The organism is Mycobacterium sp. (genome assembly GCF_035633495.1).
GTDB lineage: Bacteria > Actinomycetota > Actinomycetes > Mycobacteriales > Mycobacteriaceae > Mycobacterium.
Genome location: NZ_DASQEU010000061.1, coordinates 1 through 19,184 on the forward strand (window position 1 = coordinate 1; position 19,184 = coordinate 19,184).

Below are 19,184 nucleotides of genomic sequence, written 5' to 3' on the forward strand. Positions count from 1 at the left end.
TCAAGGCGCAGATCTTCCCCACCAGCAGCTATGTACCGCTGACCAAGAATCCCGGCCAGTGGGCATATCACCTGGTGCTGCCCTGGATCACCCTGGCGGTGCTGTTCGTCGGCTTCTACAGCCGCGTGCTGCGATCCAACATGCTCGACGTGATGAACGAGGACTACGTCCGCACGGCGCGCGCCAAGGGCATCAGCGAGCGCCAGATCCGGATCAAGCACGTGCTGCGCAACTCGATGATCCCGGTCATCACGCTGTTCGGCCTGGACTTCGGCGCGGTCGTCGGCGGCGGCGCCATCCTCACCGAGACGGTGTTCAACATCAACGGCGTCGGGCTCTATGCCGGCCAGGCCATCGGCAGCCTCGACCTGCCGCCGCTGATGGGCGTCACGATGTTCGGCGCCTTCTTCATCGTGCTGTTCAACACGGTCGTGGACGTTCTCTACGCCTTCCTGGACCCACGCATCCGACTCGGAGAGGCGGCACCAGCATGATCCTTTCCGTTCGCGACCTGACTGTCAGCTTCGCCACCGACGGCGGAGTCGTGCGCGCGGTCGAAGGAGTCTCATTCGCACTCGACAAGGGCGAGATCCTCGCCATCGTCGGGGAATCCGGTTCGGGCAAGAGCGTCACCGCGCAGACCATCCTGGGTCTCACCCGCGCACCGAATGCGACGATCACCGGCTCGGTCGAGTTCGACGGCCGGGATCTCACCGAGCTGGACGACGAGCAACTACGTGACGTGCGCGGCAAGCGCATCGCGATGATCTTCCAGGATCCGATGACGTCGCTGAACCCCGTCTATCGCGTCGGTGAGCAGATCGTGGAGATGATTCGCGCGCATCGGAAGGTATCCAAGCGCGAGGCCCGCGACAGCGCCATCGAACTGCTGCGCTCCGTCGGCATCCCGAATCCCGAACGGCGCGTGAATGATTACCCGCACGAGTTCTCCGGCGGGATGCGCCAACGGGTGATGATCGCGATGGCCCTGGCACTGGATCCCGACGTACTGATCGCCGACGAGCCGACCACCGCACTGGACGTCACGGTGCAAGCGCAGATCCTGCGACTGCTCGACAAGCTCAACCGGGAGCGGGGGCTCGCAGTGGTGCTGATCACGCACGATCTCGGTGTGGTGGCCGAGATCGCGGACCGCGTCGCCGTCATGTACGCGGGCCAGATCGTCGAGGATGCGACGCTGGAGAACCTGTTCTACGACCCCCAGCACCCCTAACACGTGGGGTCTTCTCGGCTCACTTGCCCGACTCGATCAGCCGCGGCCGGTACGGCTGGCCCAGATCGCGGGATCGCCGCCGTCGCTGCTGCATCCGCCCACCGGCTGCCGTTTCGCCGCGCGCTGCCCGCACGAGTTCGACAAGTGCGCCGAGCCACCACCGCTGGACGGTGATCGCTGCTGGCTCGATCCGGCCGAGAAGCGACGGCTCCGCGACGTGGACGGCCGAATCGGGTTGCGAAAGCCGGTGGCGACATGAGCGAGCCGCTGCTCGAGGTCACCGACCTCGTAAAGCACTTCCCTATCAAGTCGGGGGTCGTCGTCGACCGCGTGGTCGCCCACGTGAAGGCCGTCGACGGTGTGAACCTCACCATCGCAGAAGGCGAGACTCTGGGCTTGGTCGGCGAATCCGGCTGTGGCAAGTCCACTCTGAGCCGGGCCATCCTCCAGTTGACCGCCCCGACGTCGGGATCCGTCCGCTTCTGCGGCGAGGAACTGGTGGGGCGGTCGCGCCGTAGCTTGCGCCCGGTTCGGCGGCAGATGCAGATGATCTTCCAGGATCCCTATGCCTCCCTGAACCCACGCAAACGCGTCGGCCAGATCATCGGGGAGCCCATCGAGTTGCACGGGCTGGCCAGCGGCCGCGACGTCAACCGGCGCGTCCAGGAGCTGCTCGACCGCGTCGGCCTGAGCCCCGAGCATGCCAACCGCTACCCGCACGAGTTCTCCGGCGGTCAGCGCCAACGGATCGGCATCGCACGAGCCCTCGGGCTGCGTCCGAAGCTCATCATCGCCGACGAGCCCGTCTCGGCGCTGGACGTCTCCGTACAGGCGCAGATCATCAATCTGCTCAAGGATCTTCAAGAGGAGCTCGGCCTTTCGTACCTCTTCGTGGCGCACGACCTCGGCGTCGTCAGGCACGTCTCGGACCGGGTCGCCGTGATGTACCTCGGCCGAATCGTCGAAAGTGCGCCCGCAGCCGAGCTTTACGAGCATCCGATGCATCCCTACTCGAATGCGCTGCTCTCCGCGGTACCGATCCCCGACCCCAAGCTCAACATCGCGCGCGAACGGCTGGTCCTCGAGGGTGACGTGCCCAGCCCCATCGACCCACCGTCGGGCTGTCACTTCCACACCCGTTGCCCGTGGGCGACGGAGGTGTGCAACGTGGACGACCCCAAGCTAGGCCAGCTCGAGGACAGTCACGTGGTCGCCTGTCACCATCCACGAAACATGTTCGAGCAGAGCTAACTTCGTCACTTCGACGGAGTCGCGGTGGCTGCGGCCCCCTTCGCGGCAGCGTCGGCCGCCGCCTTGGCGGCCTTGCCCTCGGGGCTGGCCGCGGAGAACCCCGGGGTTCTCGCAGACGCTTCACCGTCGTCACAGTTCAGCGAGACGAGCAGTTGGTTGGTCGCCGACCCACTGCTGTTCTCCGGTGGGGGGACCGTACGCGCCACCGTGTTGACGACCAGACAGTCGGGCCACGCCTTCTGATCGCCGACGGTGGTCGAGATCACGGGCTTCAAGCCCGCGCCGGCGATGGCCGTCTCCGCGTCGCCGTACTTCTGGCCGACCACGTCCGGCGCCGAACCGGCCTGCGCCACAACAGTACCGAACAGGATCGTCGCCGTGGCGAGCGACATTGCGAGGACCGTACCGGTGGTGAGGGTGCGCACGTCATCCCCCACTCTTCGGCACTGCCTTGACTATGGGCTCGACCGTGGCCGGAGTCGTCCGGGTGGCGGTGCCCAATATCATGGCGTTATCCGTGGGCTGGACGAAGGTGGTGTTGGCCGGCGCACTGCCCGAACCAGCAAGCACCCTGCCACTGAGCCCTGCGGGTCCGTCGCCGAGGTTCAATGCCCCCAAGGTGACGAACGCGTCTGCCCCTACCAGTCCAGGCACTTTTAGGCGCAGACGAATCGTCTGCGATCTCTTCTTCTCAGCCATCCACAGATGGTGGACCGCTCACCCACGGAGACGCTGAAACGTGACTGTGACGTTGCTTGTCGCGACTTTCGGCTCACAGAAATCAGTAGGGGTACTGAGGCTGCTGGTACACCGGCGGTTGGTAGGGCTGATAGGGGGTGGGAGTCGACGGAACCTGGATCGGGATCGGCACGGGCACGAACGGGACGGTGATGTAACTCGTCGTCATGGTCGGCGTGCTCGACGTCGTGGTGGTGGTCGTCGTGGTGGGCGTCGTCGTGGTGGTCGTCGGTTGCGTCGTGGTGGCGGTCGTGGTGACCGGAGGTGCGACGGTGACGGTCTCCGTCGATGGCGGTGGCGGTGGCGGCGGTGCCTCGCTGGTGACGGTGACGACGTTCTGCGGCGGCGCTTCGGTGGCCGGTGGGGGCGGCGGCGGTTCGATGCTCGTCGGTGGCGGTGCGGGCGGCGAGGTGGCGGTCACGGGCGCCGTGCTGGGGGTGGGTTGCGTTTCGTCGGTCGTACTGGTCAGTGCGACCGCGACACCGCCGACCGCCACCAGCGCGACCACCGCCGCGATCCCGAAGATCAACTGCGGCAGGCGTTGCCACGACCGCGGCTCGTCGTCCTGCCTCGGGTGATACTGCGCGACGACGCGGGCGGTGCCGGAGTCGGCGTATGGGTCCTCGCCGGTGTACGGGGCGGGGTCTCCGACGGTGTCGTCGTCCTGCGACCAGGCCAGCGCGCGGAACGTCGACGAGTCGGGCGCGGCTGCAGCGGCCGCGGCACCCGCGATCAAGGGAGTGGGTGCGACACCGGTCTGCGCGTCGGCGTCCGCGCCGTAGGCCGCGAAGAGTGCGGCACCCACGGCGGCGTCGAGAGCCGGGTGCGGCGTCGTCACGAAGGAACCGCGGTCCCGCTCGCTCAGCCTGCGGGTGACCAGCGGAATTCGCGCGCCACCGCCCACTGCGACCACGGCCGAGACATCGGCCGCCGCAATTCTGTTGCGTAGCAACGATTCATTCAGCTCGGACAGCACTGCCGCGAGCGGCGCCTCCATCAGCGCGTCGAGTTCGTCCCGCGTCACCCGAACCGTCGACTGATGTCCTGGCAACTCGACGCGGATGTCGGCCACCGCCGACTCGGACAGTTCCTCCTTGGCCCGCCTGCACTCGTCGCGTAGTCGAGTCAGCGATCCAACCGCGGCGGTACTCGCGGGGTCGACCTCGCGTGCGATCCCGTCGAGCACGTGCGCGAGCAGGGACTGGTCGATCTGGTCACCGGAGAATTCCGTCAGCCGCGTGGTCTCGATCGGCTCGAACGATGCCGACCCGTCGGCCAGCGTCACGCTGGTGCCGCCACCGCCGAAGTCGAGCAGCGCCAGGACGCCGTGCATGGGGAGGCCCGGGTTGGCGGCCAAGGCCGTCAGCGCCGCGACGGCGTCGGACACCAGCCGAACCGGAACGCCGTTAGGGGCGAGACTCGGCGTGGTGCGCATCGCGTCGCGAAGAGACCGGAGGGTGGCGCCCGTCCAGTGCGCGGGGACGGCGACGGCGACCTGTGACGATTCGTCGCTACCCGCTTCGACGACCATGGCGTCAAGTGCCTCGATCATCAGGAGGTCGGCGCGGTACGAGGTGCCGTCGTCTGCGATCAACGGCACCGGATCTCCGACGCGTTCGACGAAACCGCTGAGCACCTGACCGGCACGTGGCAGCACGGATCGCCGCGTGACGGGTTGATTGCCGACACGGGCCGCAACCAGATTGGTCGTCCCGATCGACAACCCCAACGGGTCGCTCATGACGTCGTAACGATAACCCGGCCCACACCGCAAGCGCGTCAGACACTCCGCAGGCGCGTCAACGAACAGCGTTCTCCCAGCTAGGTTTTGGCAATCGGCACGTGGCTCAAGCCCGCCGAACCCACTGCTCCGACCGGAACGGTACGTCCCCGTCACCAGGCTGAACGGCGACAATCGGTCGGCTCGGCAATTTGACGCATTCGTCAATGCCATTCATGGCAGGACTCCATGCCGTCGGGCGTCACTGTGTTGCAATGACGACATGGGTGACATCGAAGACATTCAGCGCATCAAGTACCGGTACCTGCGCGCGCTCGACACGAAGCACTGGGACGAGTTCGCCGACACGCTCACCGAGGACGTGATTGGCGACTACGGCGAGTCCCTCGGCGAAGAACACCACTTCACCGACCGCGCCACGTTGGTCGAGTTCATGCGCAACGCGATGCCTGCCGACGTCATCACCGAACACCGGGTGACCCATCCCGAGATCGACGTCGACGGCGACGAGGCGACCGCCACCTGGTATCTGCAGGACAAGGTCATCGTCCCGAAGTTCGACTTCATGTTGATCGGTGCGGGTTTCTATCACGACCGCTACCGGCGGACCGCCGATGGCTGGAAGATCAGCGTCACGGGCTACGACCGCACCTACGACGCCTCGCTGTCGACCGCGGCGCTGAACTTCAAGGTGAAAGCCGGTCGGGCCGTGCACATCTGACGGCCTGAATCACTTGGATACGGCGATCAGCGCGCCGGGGCGCAGCCACTTCATGATCCCGACGAGCGCCGCGTCGTCGATGGCGACGCAGCCGGCCGTCGGACCGCCGTCGGTGGTGTGCAGGAAGAACGCGCCGCCGTTGCCCGGGACCCGTTGCTTGTTGACGCCCATGACCACCGCGTGCTCGTACTGCGGGATCTGAAGATTCTCGGTGCCACTGCTGGGGTTCGTGTCGAACGGGCACTGGGCCTTCTTGCAGACCTGCATCGTGTTGTAGGTGGCGCTCTTCATGTCACCGTCCCACCAGTGGTCGGGGCCCACTTGGACGTACTGCAGGCCGCCCCCAGGATTGGGAGCCGTTCCGAAGGCGAAGTCGAGCGTGAAGATGCCCATCGGCGTAAGCATCTGCCCGTCGTGCGTCTCTGGAGCCATCCCCGCCGCTCCGACGTGCGCGGGGATCCCGGCGGCGACGGCTTGCCAGCCAGCCGCCGTTCGCTCGTACACGTCGACCTTCGCCTTCGAAACACCGACGCCCACAACGGAAATAACCTGAGTGGCATTGCCGACGCTCGGAGCGAACCACGGTATCAAGTCCGCGCGGGCCACCGGCGCCAGGACCATGCCGACGACCAACGCGCACAGCGAGATCAGCAGTCGGCGCACGGCTTCAACGTCAACACAGCGCGCCCTCGGGGTCAAGTAAAGATTTAGCAACGATCCTGGAGTTGAGAGATGAGTTGCGCCCAAAGCCCTTTCGCGCTGCGGCTAGGTTGGACGCCATGAAGCTACTGCGAGGACGTGCGATTCGGCACCGCGGCATCCGCCAGATCGGTGAGGGCTTGGGCACGCTGGACCGCGAAGTCTTCGAGGCCATTGCGGAATCGCCCAGCCCACTGCTGGACGGGTTCATGCCCGGGGTCACGGCGGCTGCAGACCACTCGAAGATTTGGTTCGCGATCGCGGCCGCGTTGATGGCCACCAAGCATCCGTCGGTCCAGCGCGGCGCGGGACGCGGCGTGGCCTCCCTGGCCGTGACCAGCCTGGTGGCGAACCAGTTGGCCAAGCGGGTGTGGAAGCGCCCCCGTCCGGAATGGGCGGCGGTGCCGGTGCTGAGGCGGTCTCGCCGGATGCCGACCTCGAACTCGCTGCCGTCGGGCCACTCCGCCAGCGCAGCGGCGTTCGCCGTCGGAGTGGGCCTGGAGAGCGCACCCGTCGGGCTTGGCCTGGCCCTGCTGGCCGGAATGGTCGGGGTGTCCCGCGTCGCCACCGGCGCGCACTATCCCGGTGACGTGCTGGCGGGATTCAGCCTCGGCGCCGCGATCGCCGTGGCAGGTGCCCGGATAGTGCCGCCGATCGTCGAGGCGCGCATACCGGTCGCCGATCCTCTGCGCATCGACGCACCTCGACGACCCGACGGAGCCGGCGTCGTGCTCGTCATCAATCCAGCGTCGGGTAGTGGTACTGGCGCACGGGTCATTGACGAGACCCGCGAAGCCCTGCCCCAAATGGAGATCGTCGAGCTCGAGAAGGACGACGACGTCGAAGAGGTGCTCCGATCGGCGGCGCAACGGGCCGACGTCCTCGCCGTCGGTGGCGGCGACGGAACGGTGGCATGCGCGGCTGGCGTGGCCCTGGCGTCCGACCGTCCGCTGGCCGTGTTCCCCGGTGGCACGTTCAACCACTTCGCCAAGGACATCGGTTGCGAGACCGCGGCCAAGACGGTCGAGGCGATCCGCGACGGCAGCGTCGCCTGCGTCGACGTGCTGCGGCTCAACGAGACCGGAACCGTGATCAACACGGCGAGCATCGGCGCGTATCCCATGTTCGTTCAGAAGCGGGAGAAGCTGGAGCACAAGATCGGCAAGCCGCTTGCCGGGGTGTACGCCATGTTCCACACGCTGCGGCGCGGCGTGCCGGTGCGGATCAGATACGACAACACGACGCTGCAGACGTCGTTGTTCTTCCTCGGCAATTCCTCGTATCTGCCGACCGGTTTCGCGCCGGCGCGGCGCCTGCGAATGGACGACGGACTTATGGACGTCCGCATCCTGGAGACCGAGCGCCGGTTCAGCACCCTGCGCATCCTGACCTCACTCGCGCTCGGACGGCTGGTGCGCAGCCCGCTCTATCACGAGTTCCGGGTTCCGGAGTTCACCTTCACGACGGTCGACGGCCCGACACTGCTCGCCCACGACGGCGAACTCTCCGACGAACTCGACGAGGCGAGCTTCACCGTCCGATATCGGGCGCTACAGGTGTTTCGTCCGTTGCCGTGACCCGGGCGCCCCGCAGTATCAAGAGGCACACCGCGAAGTAGAGATAGCCCAGGGCCCAGCCAGCGATCACGTCGGACAGGTGATGGAGGTTGAGCGCGACCCGTCCGGCACCCACCGACACCACGATGACGATGCCGGCCACCACGACCCACTTCCGCAGCTCACGGCGGACGTGCGGCAGGAGGACCACCGCCAGGGCCGGCACGGCGACCATCGTGCCGACGGCATGACCGGATGGAAACGACGTCGACCACGCGTCGACCATGGCCGTCTCCGGCCGGGGCCGGTCGGCCAGGCGCTTCGCCACTTCGGTGACCATCGCTGACAACTCGATGCTCACGAAGAGGAACACCGCGACGCGCACCTGGCGTCTGAACAGCGCGTAGACGATCAGCCCCGAGGTGACGATTCGAAATGCCACGGGAGAGAACACCGTGCACCACGTGTCCCAGAAGATCACCCAGCCGTGGTGCTCGACACCGATGCGATGAGCCGCGTCGAGGGTGGACGCATCGGCCGTTGCCAGCCAATCCCAGCCCGACACCCAGCCACACCACATGGTCACGTAGACGGCACCGGCCGCCAGCGCCAGACCGGCCGGCCACTGACGTCTCGTCACCAGTCCACGTTGCATCACCTGTAACACCTTGCACAACCGTATCGATTAGTTGAGTAGCGCCCGCGCTGCCGTCACCACCCCGACTCTTGACGGCAGTGCGGGCCTTTTCCGATTTTGGTGGGAACACGGCTGTGACACTGCTGAGAAAACCCCGTCTTAGCTTTGCCAACCATGACTCAAGAGCTCAGGAAGGAGCCCGACGCCCCGGATGATCCCGGGTTGGCGGAGGCCGACCTCGACACCATGACCGCCACCATGGAGACCTTGGAGGACTACACGCTGCGCTTCGCACCGCGGAGTTATCGCAAGTGGTCGACGCGGGTGGTGGGCATCTCGGCGCTCGGCGGTATCGCCTACCTTGCCGACTTTGCCATCGGGGCCAACATCGGCATCGCCTACGGCACGACCAACGCGTTGTGGGGCATCCTCATATTTGCCGTCGTGGTCATGCTGACCGGCTTCCCGGTCGCGTACTACTCGGCGCGTTACAACATCGACCTCGACCTGGTCACCCGCGGCAGCGGCTTCGGCTACTACGGATCGGTGGTCACGAACGTCATCTTCGCGACGTTCACCTTCATCTTCTTCGCCCTCGAGGGCTCGATCATGGCTCAAGGCCTGGAACTCGGCCTCGGCATCCTTCTCTGGCCCGGCTACGCCGCATCGACGCTCATCATCTTCCCGCTCGTCATCTACGGCATGAAGGTGCTGTCGACGCTGCAGGTGTGGACGACGCCGCTGGTGGCTCGTCCTGATGGTCGCGCCGTTCGTCTATCTGGTGGTCAGCCACCCGGAGTCGGTCAGTCAGTTCTTCGCCTACCAGGGGTGAGAACGGCGTTCAGGGCTTCGACCTCGGCTCGACCCTGCTGGCCGCAGGCGTGTGTCTGTCGCTCATTGCGCAGATCGCCGAGCAGAACGACTACCTGCGCTTCATGCCCCCGAAGACGCCGGAGAACAAGCGCAGCTGGTGGACCTGGATGTTCCTGGCCGGCCCCGGCCTGGGTCATCTTCGGCGCCATCAAGCAGATCGTCGGGCTGTTCCTCGCGGTGTACCTGATCGCCAACATCGCGGACAGCGCGGGCATCGCGAACCAGCCGGTGCACCAGTTCCTGGAGATCTACCAGAACTTCCTGCCCCCGTGGCTCGCCATGACACTGGCCGTGGTGCTCGTCGTCATCAGCCAGGTCAAGATCAACGTGACGAACGCCTACTCCAGATCGCTGGCGTGGACCAACTCGATCACCCGTGTCACCAAGACCTACCCCGGTCGTCTGGTGTTCCTGGGCTTCAACCTGCTGATCGCGTTGGTCCTCATGGAAGCCAACATGTTCGACTTCCTGAACACGATCCTGGGCTTCTACGCCAACTGCGGTATGGCGTGGGTCGTGGTGGTGGCCTCCGACATCGTCTTCAACAAGTACCTGTTGAAGCTGTCGCCGATGCAGCCGGAGTTCCGTCGCGGCATGCTCTACTCGTTCAACCCGGTCGGCTTCGGCTCGATGCTGATCGCGGCCGGCCTGTCGGTGATCGCGTTCTTCGGCGGTCTCGGCGAGGCCATTCGCCCGTACTCGCCACTGGTGGCCATCGGCTTGGGCCTGGTGCTTCAGCCCATCATCGCGATCGCGACCAAGGGCAAGTACTACCTTCGCCGAACTGACGACGGCATCGACCTACCGACGCTCGACGAATTCGGCAACCCGTCCGATGCCCACCTCAAATGCCATGTCTGCCATCACGATTACGAGCGGCCGGACATGATCAAGTCGGCGAGCGACGAGGGGTACATCTGCTCGCTGTGCCTCTCCACCGACAAGACCGGCGCGAACGTGCTCCCCGCTCAAACGTAGGACAGCCCAGAATGCGCTAGAAGGACGGCCGAAGCCGATATTCTCCCGGCTATGGCCGTCTTTCTGCGCAAGATGCTCGGCATCGGCGCCCTGCCCGACGACATGCGCGCCCAGGTCGAAGCCGAGGGCGTGCTCCACGTGGCCGAGTTCGTCCCGGTCACCTTCCGCTTCTCCGGCAGGGTCCCCGGCAAGGTCGCGAAGGGAAACCTCAGCAGTTACGTGGGCGCGCTCGCGCTCACCAGTCAGCGGGTGCTCGGCACGCTGTCGTCGGTCCCGAAGAAGGCAAGCCGGTCCGTCGACCACCCGTGGAACACGCCCGGCGGCTCGATGGTGCGGGCCACGCTCGACGAGTCGGGGCTTCTGCTCAGCGTGCCCGACATCTCCGTCGTCGACCCGTGTTTCTCGGGCTCGGTGTCACTGCACTACAAGGCGCCGCTCTCCGACGAGCTCCTGATGCAGCTACCAGAACGGTCCTTCACCTTCGACGTCCCACCGAAGTTCGTCTACTCCGTGTGCGGGATACCGCGCAGCTAGAGGGCATCGCCGTCGAGGTAGAGCCAACGGCCTCGGCGACGTTCGAACCGGCTGCGCTCCCGCATGGCACCAGGACGGCCCTGCGACTCGAACCGCGCCGTGAACTCGACCTCCCCGCGTTCGTCGGCGACGCCACCCGCCGCGGTATCGGTCACCTCCAGCGACGTCCAGACGACATCGGCGTCGATCGTCGTATCGGCGGGCCGCGTTCGCGGATGCCAGCTACGGAACAGATAGTCGGCGTCGCCGCACGCGAAGGCCGAGTACCTGGACCGCATCACTTCCTCGGCCGTCGCCGCTTGCCGCTCGCCGATGTGCAACGGTCCGCAGCAGACGTGGTAGCCAACGCCGCTGCCGCACGGGCACGGACGGCCGAATGGGTCAGGCGCCACGAGCCAGATCATGCCCTAAAACGGAGGTGGCGGATCGGACGGATCATTGCGCGCCCGTTCCGCCCTTACCCATTGGGCTTGCTGCTGGGCCCGCGTACCCCTGCGCGTCGGCATGGTGAGGCCACGGTCGTCGCGGCACACCGCCCCACGCGCGGCCTTCGGCAGGTCGGGCAACGCGCCGGTGTCGACGTTCCACCGCGGAAAGAGCATTCCCCCCGCGGGCCGGGTCGCGTAGGTGGCACCGGTCGGCGACGTTCACACGACGACACCGTTGGGCATCTGACGGTCTGTCCACCGCCCCTGCCTACCCAGAAGGTTTTGAGCAAGTGATGGGACCGACTAGCTGAAGGACACTCTCACCGGGAGGTGAACTGCTGCTACACCGCAACGTGTGACCCCAAGACACGCACCCGTGTGGACCGTCATGTGGACCGATGGGGACCATTCCTTCAGTACGACCCCGGCCGTACTGAAGGACGGCGACGGTGTGCGAGGGAAGTTGGCACCCAGCCGCCTGGCGTGGCCACATGGAGACGACAGAGTCGTCATTCTTCCGTCGCCATCCAACTCGACCGCGGCTACGAAATCACAGCATGAACAACATATTCAATCAACTGCTGGCCACGCCGTTATCCATGATTGTTCTAGCGAGCGTCATGGTCGTTTTGATGGCGCTCACCATGTACTCGGTGATCAAGCGAGACCGGGCGATGATCGGTGCGCTCCGGCACGACTCCGAAGCCAAGGAGTCCTACACGAGCCGCTGGCGGAATCGAACCGCAGCCTGACCCCGGCTGCTCCCGGCGGCACGCGGGCAGCTCGACCCCGACTTAGCCCTGGTATCTACTGAGCGGTTTCCGCTCACCCCACACTGTCTCGACGTGGCAATTCGGTGGGTCTACGTTCCGCGCCGTCTCGAATCTGATGATCGGTCCGTTCGCATGCGCCACTCCAGAAGGTTTGGAGCAGATGGTGACACCGGACACGCGAAGAACACTTGAGTGTGGTGGCGCCGCGCGGTCACGCTGACCTACTCAATTCGCACGTTTGCCACGGGGCATCGCGGGCACGACAGGCGCGTGAGGGTTGCGCTTAGGCGCTCAGACCCAACTCTGATACCCCACGCAGATGCAGTGATGTTCGCCGAAGGACATGTCATGGCACGCCCCCTCGCCGCGCTCAGCCTTATCGCGAGCCTCCTTGGGGGCGAGAGAGGCATTCAGGTCGTGGTGCTCTTTCGCGTGACCGCAAACCTTGCAGTAATTAGTAGTCACTTCAGTCATTGTCATTTCCTTCCCACGACGGATGCGTAACCGACCCGTTGTCTCCACGATGCGCTTTCGGAGTAGCAACAGCAACAGGGGCTATGCCCTGTCCCCGGCGGCTTATGTCATGCCATCGTGGGGATGGTCGGTGGTGATGGCCGCCGCGGATCTCCGACTGGATCTGCTGCAGCTGTTTTCGACATAGGCACTTGAGGTTGGTGACAAGCTGCGAATCTACCCCCATCCAATGCCTCTGACTGACAGAGCTGAGGATCGCTCGCCCGGGCCGACGCGCCGAAGTTGCCTGGCGTGAGACTCGTGGATCACTGGCCGCCACGGCCAGCGTCTCTCGCCTTGGAACTCAAGTAGGTGCAGGTTACGCGCAACAGCGGCCGCAACCGAGTCTGGCGGATCCGACGACAGAAGATGCGCGAGATGGGCGGATGCGTTGTGCATCAGTCGAATAGGTTGTCCTGGCTAGTGGCTCGGTTGCGGAGCCGTTCGGATGCCCACCGTCGGATGGAGGCGTCTGGATCGTTGTCCGCCAGCGTCTGAACCAGTTCGTCGTCGCCGCTGGCCAGCAGCTGTTCCAGGGCTGCCTGGCGGGGTGTTTTGTGTCTCCAGGCCAACGCCGCCTCCAGCACGGTTCGCGCCTGATCTTCGCCAAGGGCGTCGGCTACGCGTACTGCGCCGGTCACTACGGCGGCCGCGTCGCGCGCCGGCAAGGACCGTGCGTGTTCGAGGACGTCGCCCACTGGTGCTCGGCGTCGACCCACGACGCGGCCGGCAGCCCAGGTCCGCAGCGGTGGCCACACGTTACGGCTCGCCATGGTGGGAGAGTTGGGATCGACGCGGATCGTCCGCCCCGGTCCCGCAGAGTTGAGGTCGTACTCGACGAAACTGGTGGCGATCCACCCAACCGGGTGACGGTAGTCCACCCGCTCCTGCCACAGCAGCGCGTCGGCGAGTCGGTCCTGGTCGTCATCATCGAGAATCCCCGAATTTACGATGCCGGCAATCACCTGCGTGCTCACACGGCGCCATCGCCAGTCGGTGCACAGCAGCAGGGCGGAGTCGAAGGCGCCCGGCTCACCGTTGACGTGGAGTCGCCGGAAGGCCTCGACCGCGAGGGCCGGCGGCAGCGGTCGGCCGATCGCACTCGACACCAGCCGCCGCCACAGGCTCAACGCATCGGTGATGCCGGAAATCTCGGTCGGCTCCGGGTGGTCCATCCGTCCATCCTGACAGCACCACGGCCGGTGAACTAACGTCGCCGGCGTGGCACGCGGCGACGACGAAATACAGCAGATCATTGATCAGGCACTGGCGGGACTCGGGTCTACCGAATATCGAAAGCCTTGCGCTGCGATTGGCCTTTGCCGGCGCGACGTCGATCGAGCAGCTGCTTGCCGCTGCCACCAAGCCGCCGGTGCGCCGCCGACCCCGCCGCGCGGAGCCGGTGACGCTGCGGGTCCGGGTGGACCTGGCTGGAACGAAGCCGCCGGTATGGCGGCGCCTCGAACTCGCCTCGGATCTGTTTCTGGACGAGGTCAACGAGATCATGCAGGCCGCGTTCGGCTGGACCGATTCGCATCTACACCAGTTCGGCTGCGGCCCCTCCTATTACAGCCGTGAGACGGAGTACTACCTGTGCCCGTTCTCGGCCGGGGACGGCGACGAGGGCATACCAGAGGATCAGGTGCGGCTCGACGAGACCCTCGTCGACGTGGGCGATAAATTGCTCTACACATACGATTTCGGCGACGATTGGCAGCACACGATCCGGCTGGAAGCCGTGCTGGCACACGAGGCGTCCTCGCCGCGCGCGATCTGCACCGGCGGGCGCCAACCCGGTCCCGCCGAGGATTGCGGCAGTGTCGGCGGCTACGCGCTGCTGGTCGCGGCCACCGACCCGGGCCACCCGGATCATGCGGTGGCCCGCGCCGAGTACGCCGAGCTCTACGGTCCTGATGTCGACCCGCACCACTGGGCGCCGACACAGTTCGATGTCGACCGGATCAACCGTGTGCTGGCGGGTCTCGGCAGCACTGCGTCCCCGCACGAAATCACCGGCCCACCAGGGGATCTCCTCGACGGCATGCAGACCACGTACGGGCAGAGCCTGTGGCGGCAACTGCTGGGCAGCGCGCGGCTTGACGATCCGGTGTTGATTGGCGCCGACACGGCCGCTGCGGCGGTGCGACCGTACGCGTGGCTGCTGGAGCGCGTCGGCGACGACGGCATCGCACTGACCCAGGCCGGCTACCTGCCGCCGGTGCACGTCAAGGCCGCATTCACCGAGCTCAAGCTCGACGAGGCGTGGATCGGGGCCGGCAACCGCGAGGATCTCACCTATCCGGTGCTACACCTGCGGCAGTCGGCGCAGCGGGTTGGGTTGCTGCGCAAGCACAATGGCCGGTTGCTCGTGACCACGCGGGGAAAGGCGCTGCGCAGCGACCCCGTCGGGTTGTGGTGGCACCTGGCCGAACAAACACCGGTCGCGTCCACCGACCGGTGTGTCTATCACGCTGGATTGCTGTATCTGGCCGCGCTGGCCGCCGAGACCACCGAGAACCCCGAAACGATCGTCGCGGAACTGCTCGACGCACTGGGGTGGATGCGCGGCGACGGGTCCCCGATCACAGCGCAGTCAGCGGCAGCAGCGGCATCTCACCTCACGGACACACTGCGCCGGCTGGGGTTGTTGCGGCGTGCGGGATCTGGTCCAGACCGATGCGAGCAGCCGACCAGAAACGCGGTCGACTTTGCCCGTGCCGCGCTCACGGCCTGGCCGCCATAGACTCGCAGTCGATCCGCACTGCATTCAGAACGCACTGGCCAAGAGTGTTTCGGCAGAGCATTTGAGCTTGGTGACAACTCGTCGCTGATCTGCCTGCTGTTCCGCTCAGCGTTATCAGCGAGCGGGGAAGGCGCTTCGGGCGACGATCGCAGGAATCGTTGGCGACGCGAGTGGTCAGGTCACCAGTTCGTATTCCACTTGCAGCAGCTCGTAGGTCCTGACTGCTCGCCGGTCGCGGGTCAACAGTGTCGCTCCAGCAGCCTTCGCCGTCGATCCGACCAGCGCGTCGTAGGTTGCGCCGCCGGTGACGTTGTGTGTCGCGAGGTGATTGATCAACTCACGATGCGGTTGCGCGTCCAGCGTGAGGTAGTCGGCGGATGTCACTTCGGCCAAATACGCTTGAACGACCGCAGCCGCCACGCGATGCGGTGGTGGTAGGCGCGTCAGGACAGAGTAGGTCTCCACCGCCGTGTGTGCGACCAGGTGAACGCCCCGGTTGAGGGCACGCGCGGCGGATTGGTGCGCTTCGTGCCAGGTTGCGAATCCGGCAACAAGAACACTGGTGTCGGGGGCGATCACCGCCGCACGCGGTCCAGCGTCTCGCGAACGATTTCATCGGTCAACGGGGGCAGCGGGCGGTCCGGCCGTGCAACGAGGACTGAACCTTCCCGAATCAGTTCGACTTCGGTCGGCGCTGGTTCAATCTCGATTCGGCCATCGCGCTCCGTGATCTCCACCTGCTCGTTCCCGCGCAAGCCGAGGCGATCACGAATCCGCTTGGGGATCACCAAACGCCCCGCCGGGTCGATGGTTGTTCTCATGGGAAGAAATCTACCATTCCGTACGATCGCAGCGGTCGATGGTGGCAAGCCGCGCAACACCCGCTCGAACATCTGTCGCTGACATTGACGTTCGCCCCACTCATTCGAGCGACCTAAGATGTCTCAAGGACCCCATCCCTCCTCGGCGGCTACCACCAGCCCATTTATCGCTGACATTGCTGGAAACGACCGAGAAATCTGAGCTTCGACGGGTGCGTCGGTCCAGCTTCGCCGTCGGGAACCGAATGATCGACGTCGCAGCGTTCGGCGGGGTAATCGCAGCCGGGAAACCGGCACGTCAGATCACGGCTCCGCACGAACCGCTGAAGCACAACCGAAGGCCGGTAGCCGGGCTCGGTGCACAGCAGGTCGGCGGTTCGCAGCAACCGCACGGGAGCGCCCAACCGCACGAGTTCGGCCAAGAGCGGCGCAGGCACGAGTCCGCCACCGGGCGATCACTCCCGCTGGCTGGTTGTCCTCTGCGCCTCCGGGCTCCGGATCCGGCCCCAACGCGTCGGCCAACGTCTGGTGACGGGTGCCCAGCGGACGGTTGAGCGACGAGGCCTCCGCGACGACGTGGATTACGACCGCGTCGGCACGCGAATCGTGCCCGCGGCAACACAATCAATTGCCCGCAGGCGCAAGCGAGATCGTGACCGCCTGCCGCGAGTGCGCCGAGAGCATCCGCGCGACGCTCCGCCATGCTGCGCGGATCGTCCTGACATACGGCGCGTGCCATCGCGTCCAGCCGGCGAAACAGCACGGCGGCGTCGGTGGCGAACAGCCTGCCCCAGAGTGACGCCGTGCCCGCGGTGTCGTCACGACTGCCGATCTGAACGTCGCGGCCACGGGCGGCACCCCGGAAGCGACGGAGCGCCCCGGGTCGAGATGCTCGACAATGGAGTCGACGGCCTGTTCGAGTTGGGCCGTCGATAGCGGACCCCACCCGCCGACCCGAGCGACGATCTCCGCGTCGACCGCAGCCAGCGCCTCCGGGTCGACGATCAGCTGAGTCCGCCGGGTGATCGCCGACGCTCAACACTCACGCAGCCCGATCTCGCCCGCGAGAAACAACTCCAGCACTCGGGGGAACCGGTGACGCAATGCATTGGCCTGGTGCATCTGGCTCGAAGCCGCGCGATGGCCGATATTCTGGGCGGCGGCCACCTCGGCGGCCGCCGCGTCCCAATCGTCACACGCCCAGTGCTCAGACGCCGCTCCCGACTCGGGCTCACAGCGGCGGCCAACAAGCTCGGCGGCCGCCGCCAACCGGCGCGCAGCTGCGGCCGCCTCCACCCGCGCCCAGCCTGCGATGGCCGCGACCACGTCAGCGTCGGCGGGGTCAAACAGGGAATCCGGCCCCAGCAGTGATTGATCGAACACACTTTCGAATCTAGTGGCGCACCCGACACCCGACACCCGACAGGCCCAAGAATCCTGCTGTGGATGAATCTCGCGCTGTGGATAGCCGACCTCGGCGAGCCCAAACGGTTGCCGTTTCGGCGAAGAACCTGTTCCGTATATCAACGATGACGGACAACGTGCTGCTCGTGCACTGGCACGACCTCGGCAGATATCTCGGCGCCTACGGACACGCCGACGTGTGCAGTCCCCGGCTGGATCAACTCGCCGCCGAGGGCATCCTGTTCACCCGCGCTCACGCGACCGCCCCGCTGTGCTCACCGTCGCGAGGGTCGCTGTTCACCGGCCGCTATCCCCAGAGCAACGGGCTGCTCGGGCTGGCCCACCACGGCTGGGAATACCGGTCCGGGGTCCGCACCCTTCCACACCTGCTCTCCGAATCAGGTTGGCATACGGCCCTATTCGGCATGCAACACGAAACGTCGTATCCACCGAAGCTCGGCTTCGACGAGTTCGACGTCTCGAATTCATACTGCGAGTACGTCGTCGAGCACGCGACCCGGTGGCTGGCCAACCCACCCGAGAAGCCCTTCCTGCTCACCACGGGCTTCTTCGAGACCCACCGGCCGTATCCACACGAGCGGTACGAACCGGCGGATCCCGACGCGGTGAGCCTGCCCGACTACCTGCCCGACCTGCCCGACGTGCGGCAGGACCTCGCCGACTTCTACGGCTCCATCACCGTGGCCGACGCGGCTGTGGGCCAGCTACTCGACACCCTCGCCGAGACCGAACTGGACCGCAACACCTGGGTGGTTTTCCTCACCGACCACGGGCCTGCGCTGCCTAGGGCCAAGTCGACGCTCTACGACGCGGGCACGGGAATCGCGCTCATCGTGCGTCCGCCGACGCGCATGCCGACCGAACCGAGGGTGTACGAGGATCTGTTCAGCGGAGTCGACCTGGTGCCGACGCTGCTCGAGCTGCTCGGCGTCGGCATTCCCGACGAGGTCGAGGGCATCTCGCATGCCGACGCGTTGATGCAGCCTCGGTGCGAACCGGTTCGCACCGAGGTGTACACGACCAAGACTTACCACGACTCGTTCGATCCGATCCGTGCCGTTCGCACGCGGGAGTACACCTACATCGAGAACTACGCGGCGCGGCCGCTGCTCGACCTGCCGTGGGACATCGCGGACAGCGCGCCCGGCAAGGCGGTCGCGCCGACGTCCCGCGCTCCTCGGCCCGCGCGGGAACTCTACGACGTGATCGCCGACCCCACGGAAAGCAACAACCTGCTCGCCGCCGACGCCGACGATGCGACCGAGGCGATCGCGGTCGACCTCGCTCTGCGACTCGACGCGTGGCGGCACGCGACGAACGACGTGATCGCCTCGGACTTCGCGGAACGCGTATATCCGAGAGATTCACGACGACTTACCTGAACATCCACGGATGGCCCACCACCAGCCGCTCGGGGATCGCCGTCGACCGCGGCATCGAGGCCGCGACCGACGATGGTTTGGCTCGTGGTGAGCAAAATGGCCGAACGGCAACGGGTTTCGGCAGCCGCTAGGCTCTG

At 66.0% G+C, this 19,184-nt stretch carries 16 protein-coding genes and 4 pseudogenes; 10 read left to right on the plus strand and 10 right to left on the minus strand.

Annotation, left to right across the window (positions count from 1 at the left end; translation table 11 throughout):
• The 3 genes and pseudogenes from VET27_RS10295 to VET27_RS10305 all read left to right on the plus strand — a co-directional run.
• The coding region (locus VET27_RS10295; protein ID WP_526517685.1) for an ABC transporter permease at positions 1-494 on the plus strand (494 nt) is incomplete at its 5' end.
• Positions 491-1,493 (plus strand): annotated as a pseudogene (locus tag VET27_RS10300) (ABC transporter ATP-binding protein). The gene VET27_RS10295 and the pseudogene VET27_RS10300, both read left to right, overlap by 4 nt.
• A complete protein-coding gene (locus VET27_RS10305) occupies positions 1,490-2,485 on the plus strand; it encodes an ABC transporter ATP-binding protein (RefSeq protein WP_526517687.1) in 996 nt (331 codons plus the stop codon). Before VET27_RS10300 ends, VET27_RS10305 begins: the two are co-directional and overlap by 4 nt.
• Before the next feature lie 5 nt (positions 2,486-2,490).
• On the opposite strand, the gene VET27_RS10310 is transcribed toward VET27_RS10305, so the two are convergent.
• The 3 genes from VET27_RS10310 to VET27_RS10320 all read right to left on the minus strand — a co-directional run bounded on the left by VET27_RS10310 (position 2,491) and on the right by VET27_RS10320 (position 4,964).
• The gene (locus tag VET27_RS10310; RefSeq protein WP_526517689.1) at positions 2,491-2,877 is read right to left on the minus strand and encodes a PASTA domain-containing protein; all 387 of its coding nucleotides are present in this window, start codon (positions 2,875-2,877) and stop codon (positions 2,491-2,493) included.
• 34 nt (positions 2,878-2,911) lie between these two features.
• A complete protein-coding gene (locus tag VET27_RS10315; protein WP_526517691.1) occupies positions 2,912-3,184 on the minus strand; it encodes a hypothetical protein in 273 nt (90 codons plus the stop codon).
• An 82-nt stretch (positions 3,185-3,266) separates the two neighbouring features.
• Positions 3,267-4,964, minus strand: coding sequence for an Hsp70 family protein (locus tag VET27_RS10320; RefSeq protein WP_526517693.1), 1,698 nt, complete (start codon positions 4,962-4,964; stop codon positions 3,267-3,269).
• A 262-nt stretch (positions 4,965-5,226) separates the two neighbouring features.
• Between VET27_RS10320 and VET27_RS10325 the strand changes: the two genes are divergently transcribed.
• Positions 5,227-5,685, plus strand: coding sequence for a nuclear transport factor 2 family protein (locus VET27_RS10325; protein ID WP_526517695.1), 459 nt, complete (start codon positions 5,227-5,229; stop codon positions 5,683-5,685).
• Between the two features lie 9 nt (positions 5,686-5,694).
• On the opposite strand, the gene VET27_RS10330 is transcribed toward VET27_RS10325, so the two are convergent.
• The gene (locus VET27_RS10330) at positions 5,695-6,348 is read right to left on the minus strand and encodes a L,D-transpeptidase family protein (protein ID WP_526517697.1); all 654 of its coding nucleotides are present in this window, start codon (positions 6,346-6,348) and stop codon (positions 5,695-5,697) included.
• A 116-nt stretch (positions 6,349-6,464) separates the two neighbouring features.
• Between VET27_RS10330 and VET27_RS10335 the strand changes: the two genes are divergently transcribed.
• Complete coding sequence (locus VET27_RS10335) at positions 6,465-7,961, plus strand: bifunctional phosphatase PAP2/diacylglycerol kinase family protein (RefSeq protein ID WP_526517699.1); 1,497 nt, start codon at positions 6,465-6,467, stop codon at positions 7,959-7,961.
• Here the strand turns inward: VET27_RS10335 and VET27_RS10340 are convergent.
• Positions 7,915-8,580: a phosphatase PAP2 family protein gene (locus VET27_RS10340; RefSeq protein ID WP_526517701.1), complete on the minus strand. Its 666-nt coding sequence runs from the start codon at positions 8,578-8,580 to the stop codon at positions 7,915-7,917. The genes VET27_RS10335 and VET27_RS10340 overlap by 47 nt on opposite strands.
• Positions 8,581-8,823: 243 nt before the next feature.
• Between VET27_RS10340 and VET27_RS10345 the strand changes: the two are divergent.
• Together VET27_RS10345 and VET27_RS10350 are read left to right on the plus strand one after the other, a co-directional pair.
• Positions 8,824-10,428: pseudogene (locus VET27_RS10345) on the plus strand (purine-cytosine permease family protein).
• A 51-nt stretch (positions 10,429-10,479) separates the two neighbouring features.
• Entirely contained in the window at positions 10,480-10,962 is a 483-nt protein-coding gene (locus VET27_RS10350; RefSeq protein WP_526517703.1) for a hypothetical protein, read from the plus strand.
• Here VET27_RS10350 and VET27_RS10355 read toward each other — a convergent pair.
• The gene (locus VET27_RS10355; RefSeq protein ID WP_526517705.1) at positions 10,959-11,354 is read right to left on the minus strand and encodes a YchJ family metal-binding protein; all 396 of its coding nucleotides are present in this window, start codon (positions 11,352-11,354) and stop codon (positions 10,959-10,961) included. The genes VET27_RS10350 and VET27_RS10355 overlap by 4 nt on opposite strands.
• Positions 11,355-11,947: 593 nt before the next feature.
• Here VET27_RS10355 and VET27_RS10360 point away from each other — a divergent pair.
• On the plus strand, positions 11,948-12,142 hold the full coding sequence (locus tag VET27_RS10360) for a hypothetical protein (RefSeq protein ID WP_526517707.1): 195 nt from the start codon (positions 11,948-11,950) through the stop codon (positions 12,140-12,142).
• Between the two features lie 932 nt (positions 12,143-13,074).
• Here the strand turns inward: VET27_RS10360 and VET27_RS10365 are convergent.
• Positions 13,075-13,851 (minus strand): hypothetical protein, encoded by a 777-nt coding sequence (locus VET27_RS10365; protein WP_526517709.1) that lies wholly within the window; start codon positions 13,849-13,851, stop codon positions 13,075-13,077.
• 80 nt (positions 13,852-13,931) lie between these two features.
• Between VET27_RS10365 and VET27_RS10370 the strand changes: the two genes are divergently transcribed.
• Entirely contained in the window at positions 13,932-15,419 is a 1,488-nt protein-coding gene (locus VET27_RS10370; protein ID WP_526517711.1) for an IS1096 element passenger TnpR family protein, read from the plus strand.
• Between the two features lie 174 nt (positions 15,420-15,593).
• Here VET27_RS10370 and VET27_RS10375 read toward each other — a convergent pair whose 3' ends face one another.
• The 3 genes and pseudogenes from VET27_RS10375 to VET27_RS10385 all read right to left on the minus strand — a co-directional run bounded on the left by VET27_RS10375 (position 15,594) and on the right by VET27_RS10385 (position 17,659).
• Positions 15,594-15,998 carry a type II toxin-antitoxin system VapC family toxin gene (locus VET27_RS10375; protein ID WP_526517713.1) on the minus strand — a complete coding sequence of 135 codons (405 nt, stop codon included), beginning with the start codon at positions 15,996-15,998 and terminating at the stop codon, positions 15,594-15,596.
• Positions 15,995-16,240 (minus strand): AbrB/MazE/SpoVT family DNA-binding domain-containing protein, encoded by a 246-nt coding sequence (locus VET27_RS10380; protein ID WP_526517753.1) that lies wholly within the window; start codon positions 16,238-16,240, stop codon positions 15,995-15,997. The genes VET27_RS10375 and VET27_RS10380 overlap by 4 nt, the downstream gene beginning before the upstream one ends.
• Positions 16,241-16,538: 298 nt before the next feature.
• Positions 16,539-17,659 (minus strand): annotated as a pseudogene (locus tag VET27_RS10385) (DUF222 domain-containing protein).
• 110 nt (positions 17,660-17,769) lie between these two features.
• Between VET27_RS10385 and VET27_RS10390 the strand changes: the two are divergent.
• Positions 17,770-19,178: pseudogene (locus VET27_RS10390) on the plus strand (sulfatase family protein).
• Positions 19,179-19,184 lie beyond the last annotated feature (6 nt).

Coding starts and splice junctions, on each gene's coding strand:
- VET27_RS10310 (WP_526517689.1), bottom strand. CDS start 2,877: ATGTCGCTCGCCACGGCGACGATCCTGTTCGGTACTGTTGTGGCGCAG.
- VET27_RS10305 (WP_526517687.1), top strand. CDS start 1,490: ATGAGCGAGCCGCTGCTCGAGGTCACCGACCTCGTAAAGCACTTCCCT.
- VET27_RS10360 (WP_526517707.1), top strand. CDS start 11,948: ATGAACAACATATTCAATCAACTGCTGGCCACGCCGTTATCCATGATT.
- VET27_RS10325 (WP_526517695.1), top strand. CDS start 5,227: ATGGGTGACATCGAAGACATTCAGCGCATCAAGTACCGGTACCTGCGC.
- VET27_RS10350 (WP_526517703.1), top strand. CDS start 10,480: ATGGCCGTCTTTCTGCGCAAGATGCTCGGCATCGGCGCCCTGCCCGAC.
- VET27_RS10320 (WP_526517693.1), bottom strand. CDS start 4,964: ATGAGCGACCCGTTGGGGTTGTCGATCGGGACGACCAATCTGGTTGCG.
- VET27_RS10380 (WP_526517753.1), bottom strand. CDS start 16,240: ATGAGAACAACCATCGACCCGGCGGGGCGTTTGGTGATCCCCAAGCGG.
- VET27_RS10365 (WP_526517709.1), bottom strand. CDS start 13,851: ATGGACCACCCGGAGCCGACCGAGATTTCCGGCATCACCGATGCGTTG.
- VET27_RS10315 (WP_526517691.1), bottom strand. CDS start 3,184: ATGGCTGAGAAGAAGAGATCGCAGACGATTCGTCTGCGCCTAAAAGTG.
- VET27_RS10335 (WP_526517699.1), top strand. CDS start 6,465: ATGAAGCTACTGCGAGGACGTGCGATTCGGCACCGCGGCATCCGCCAG.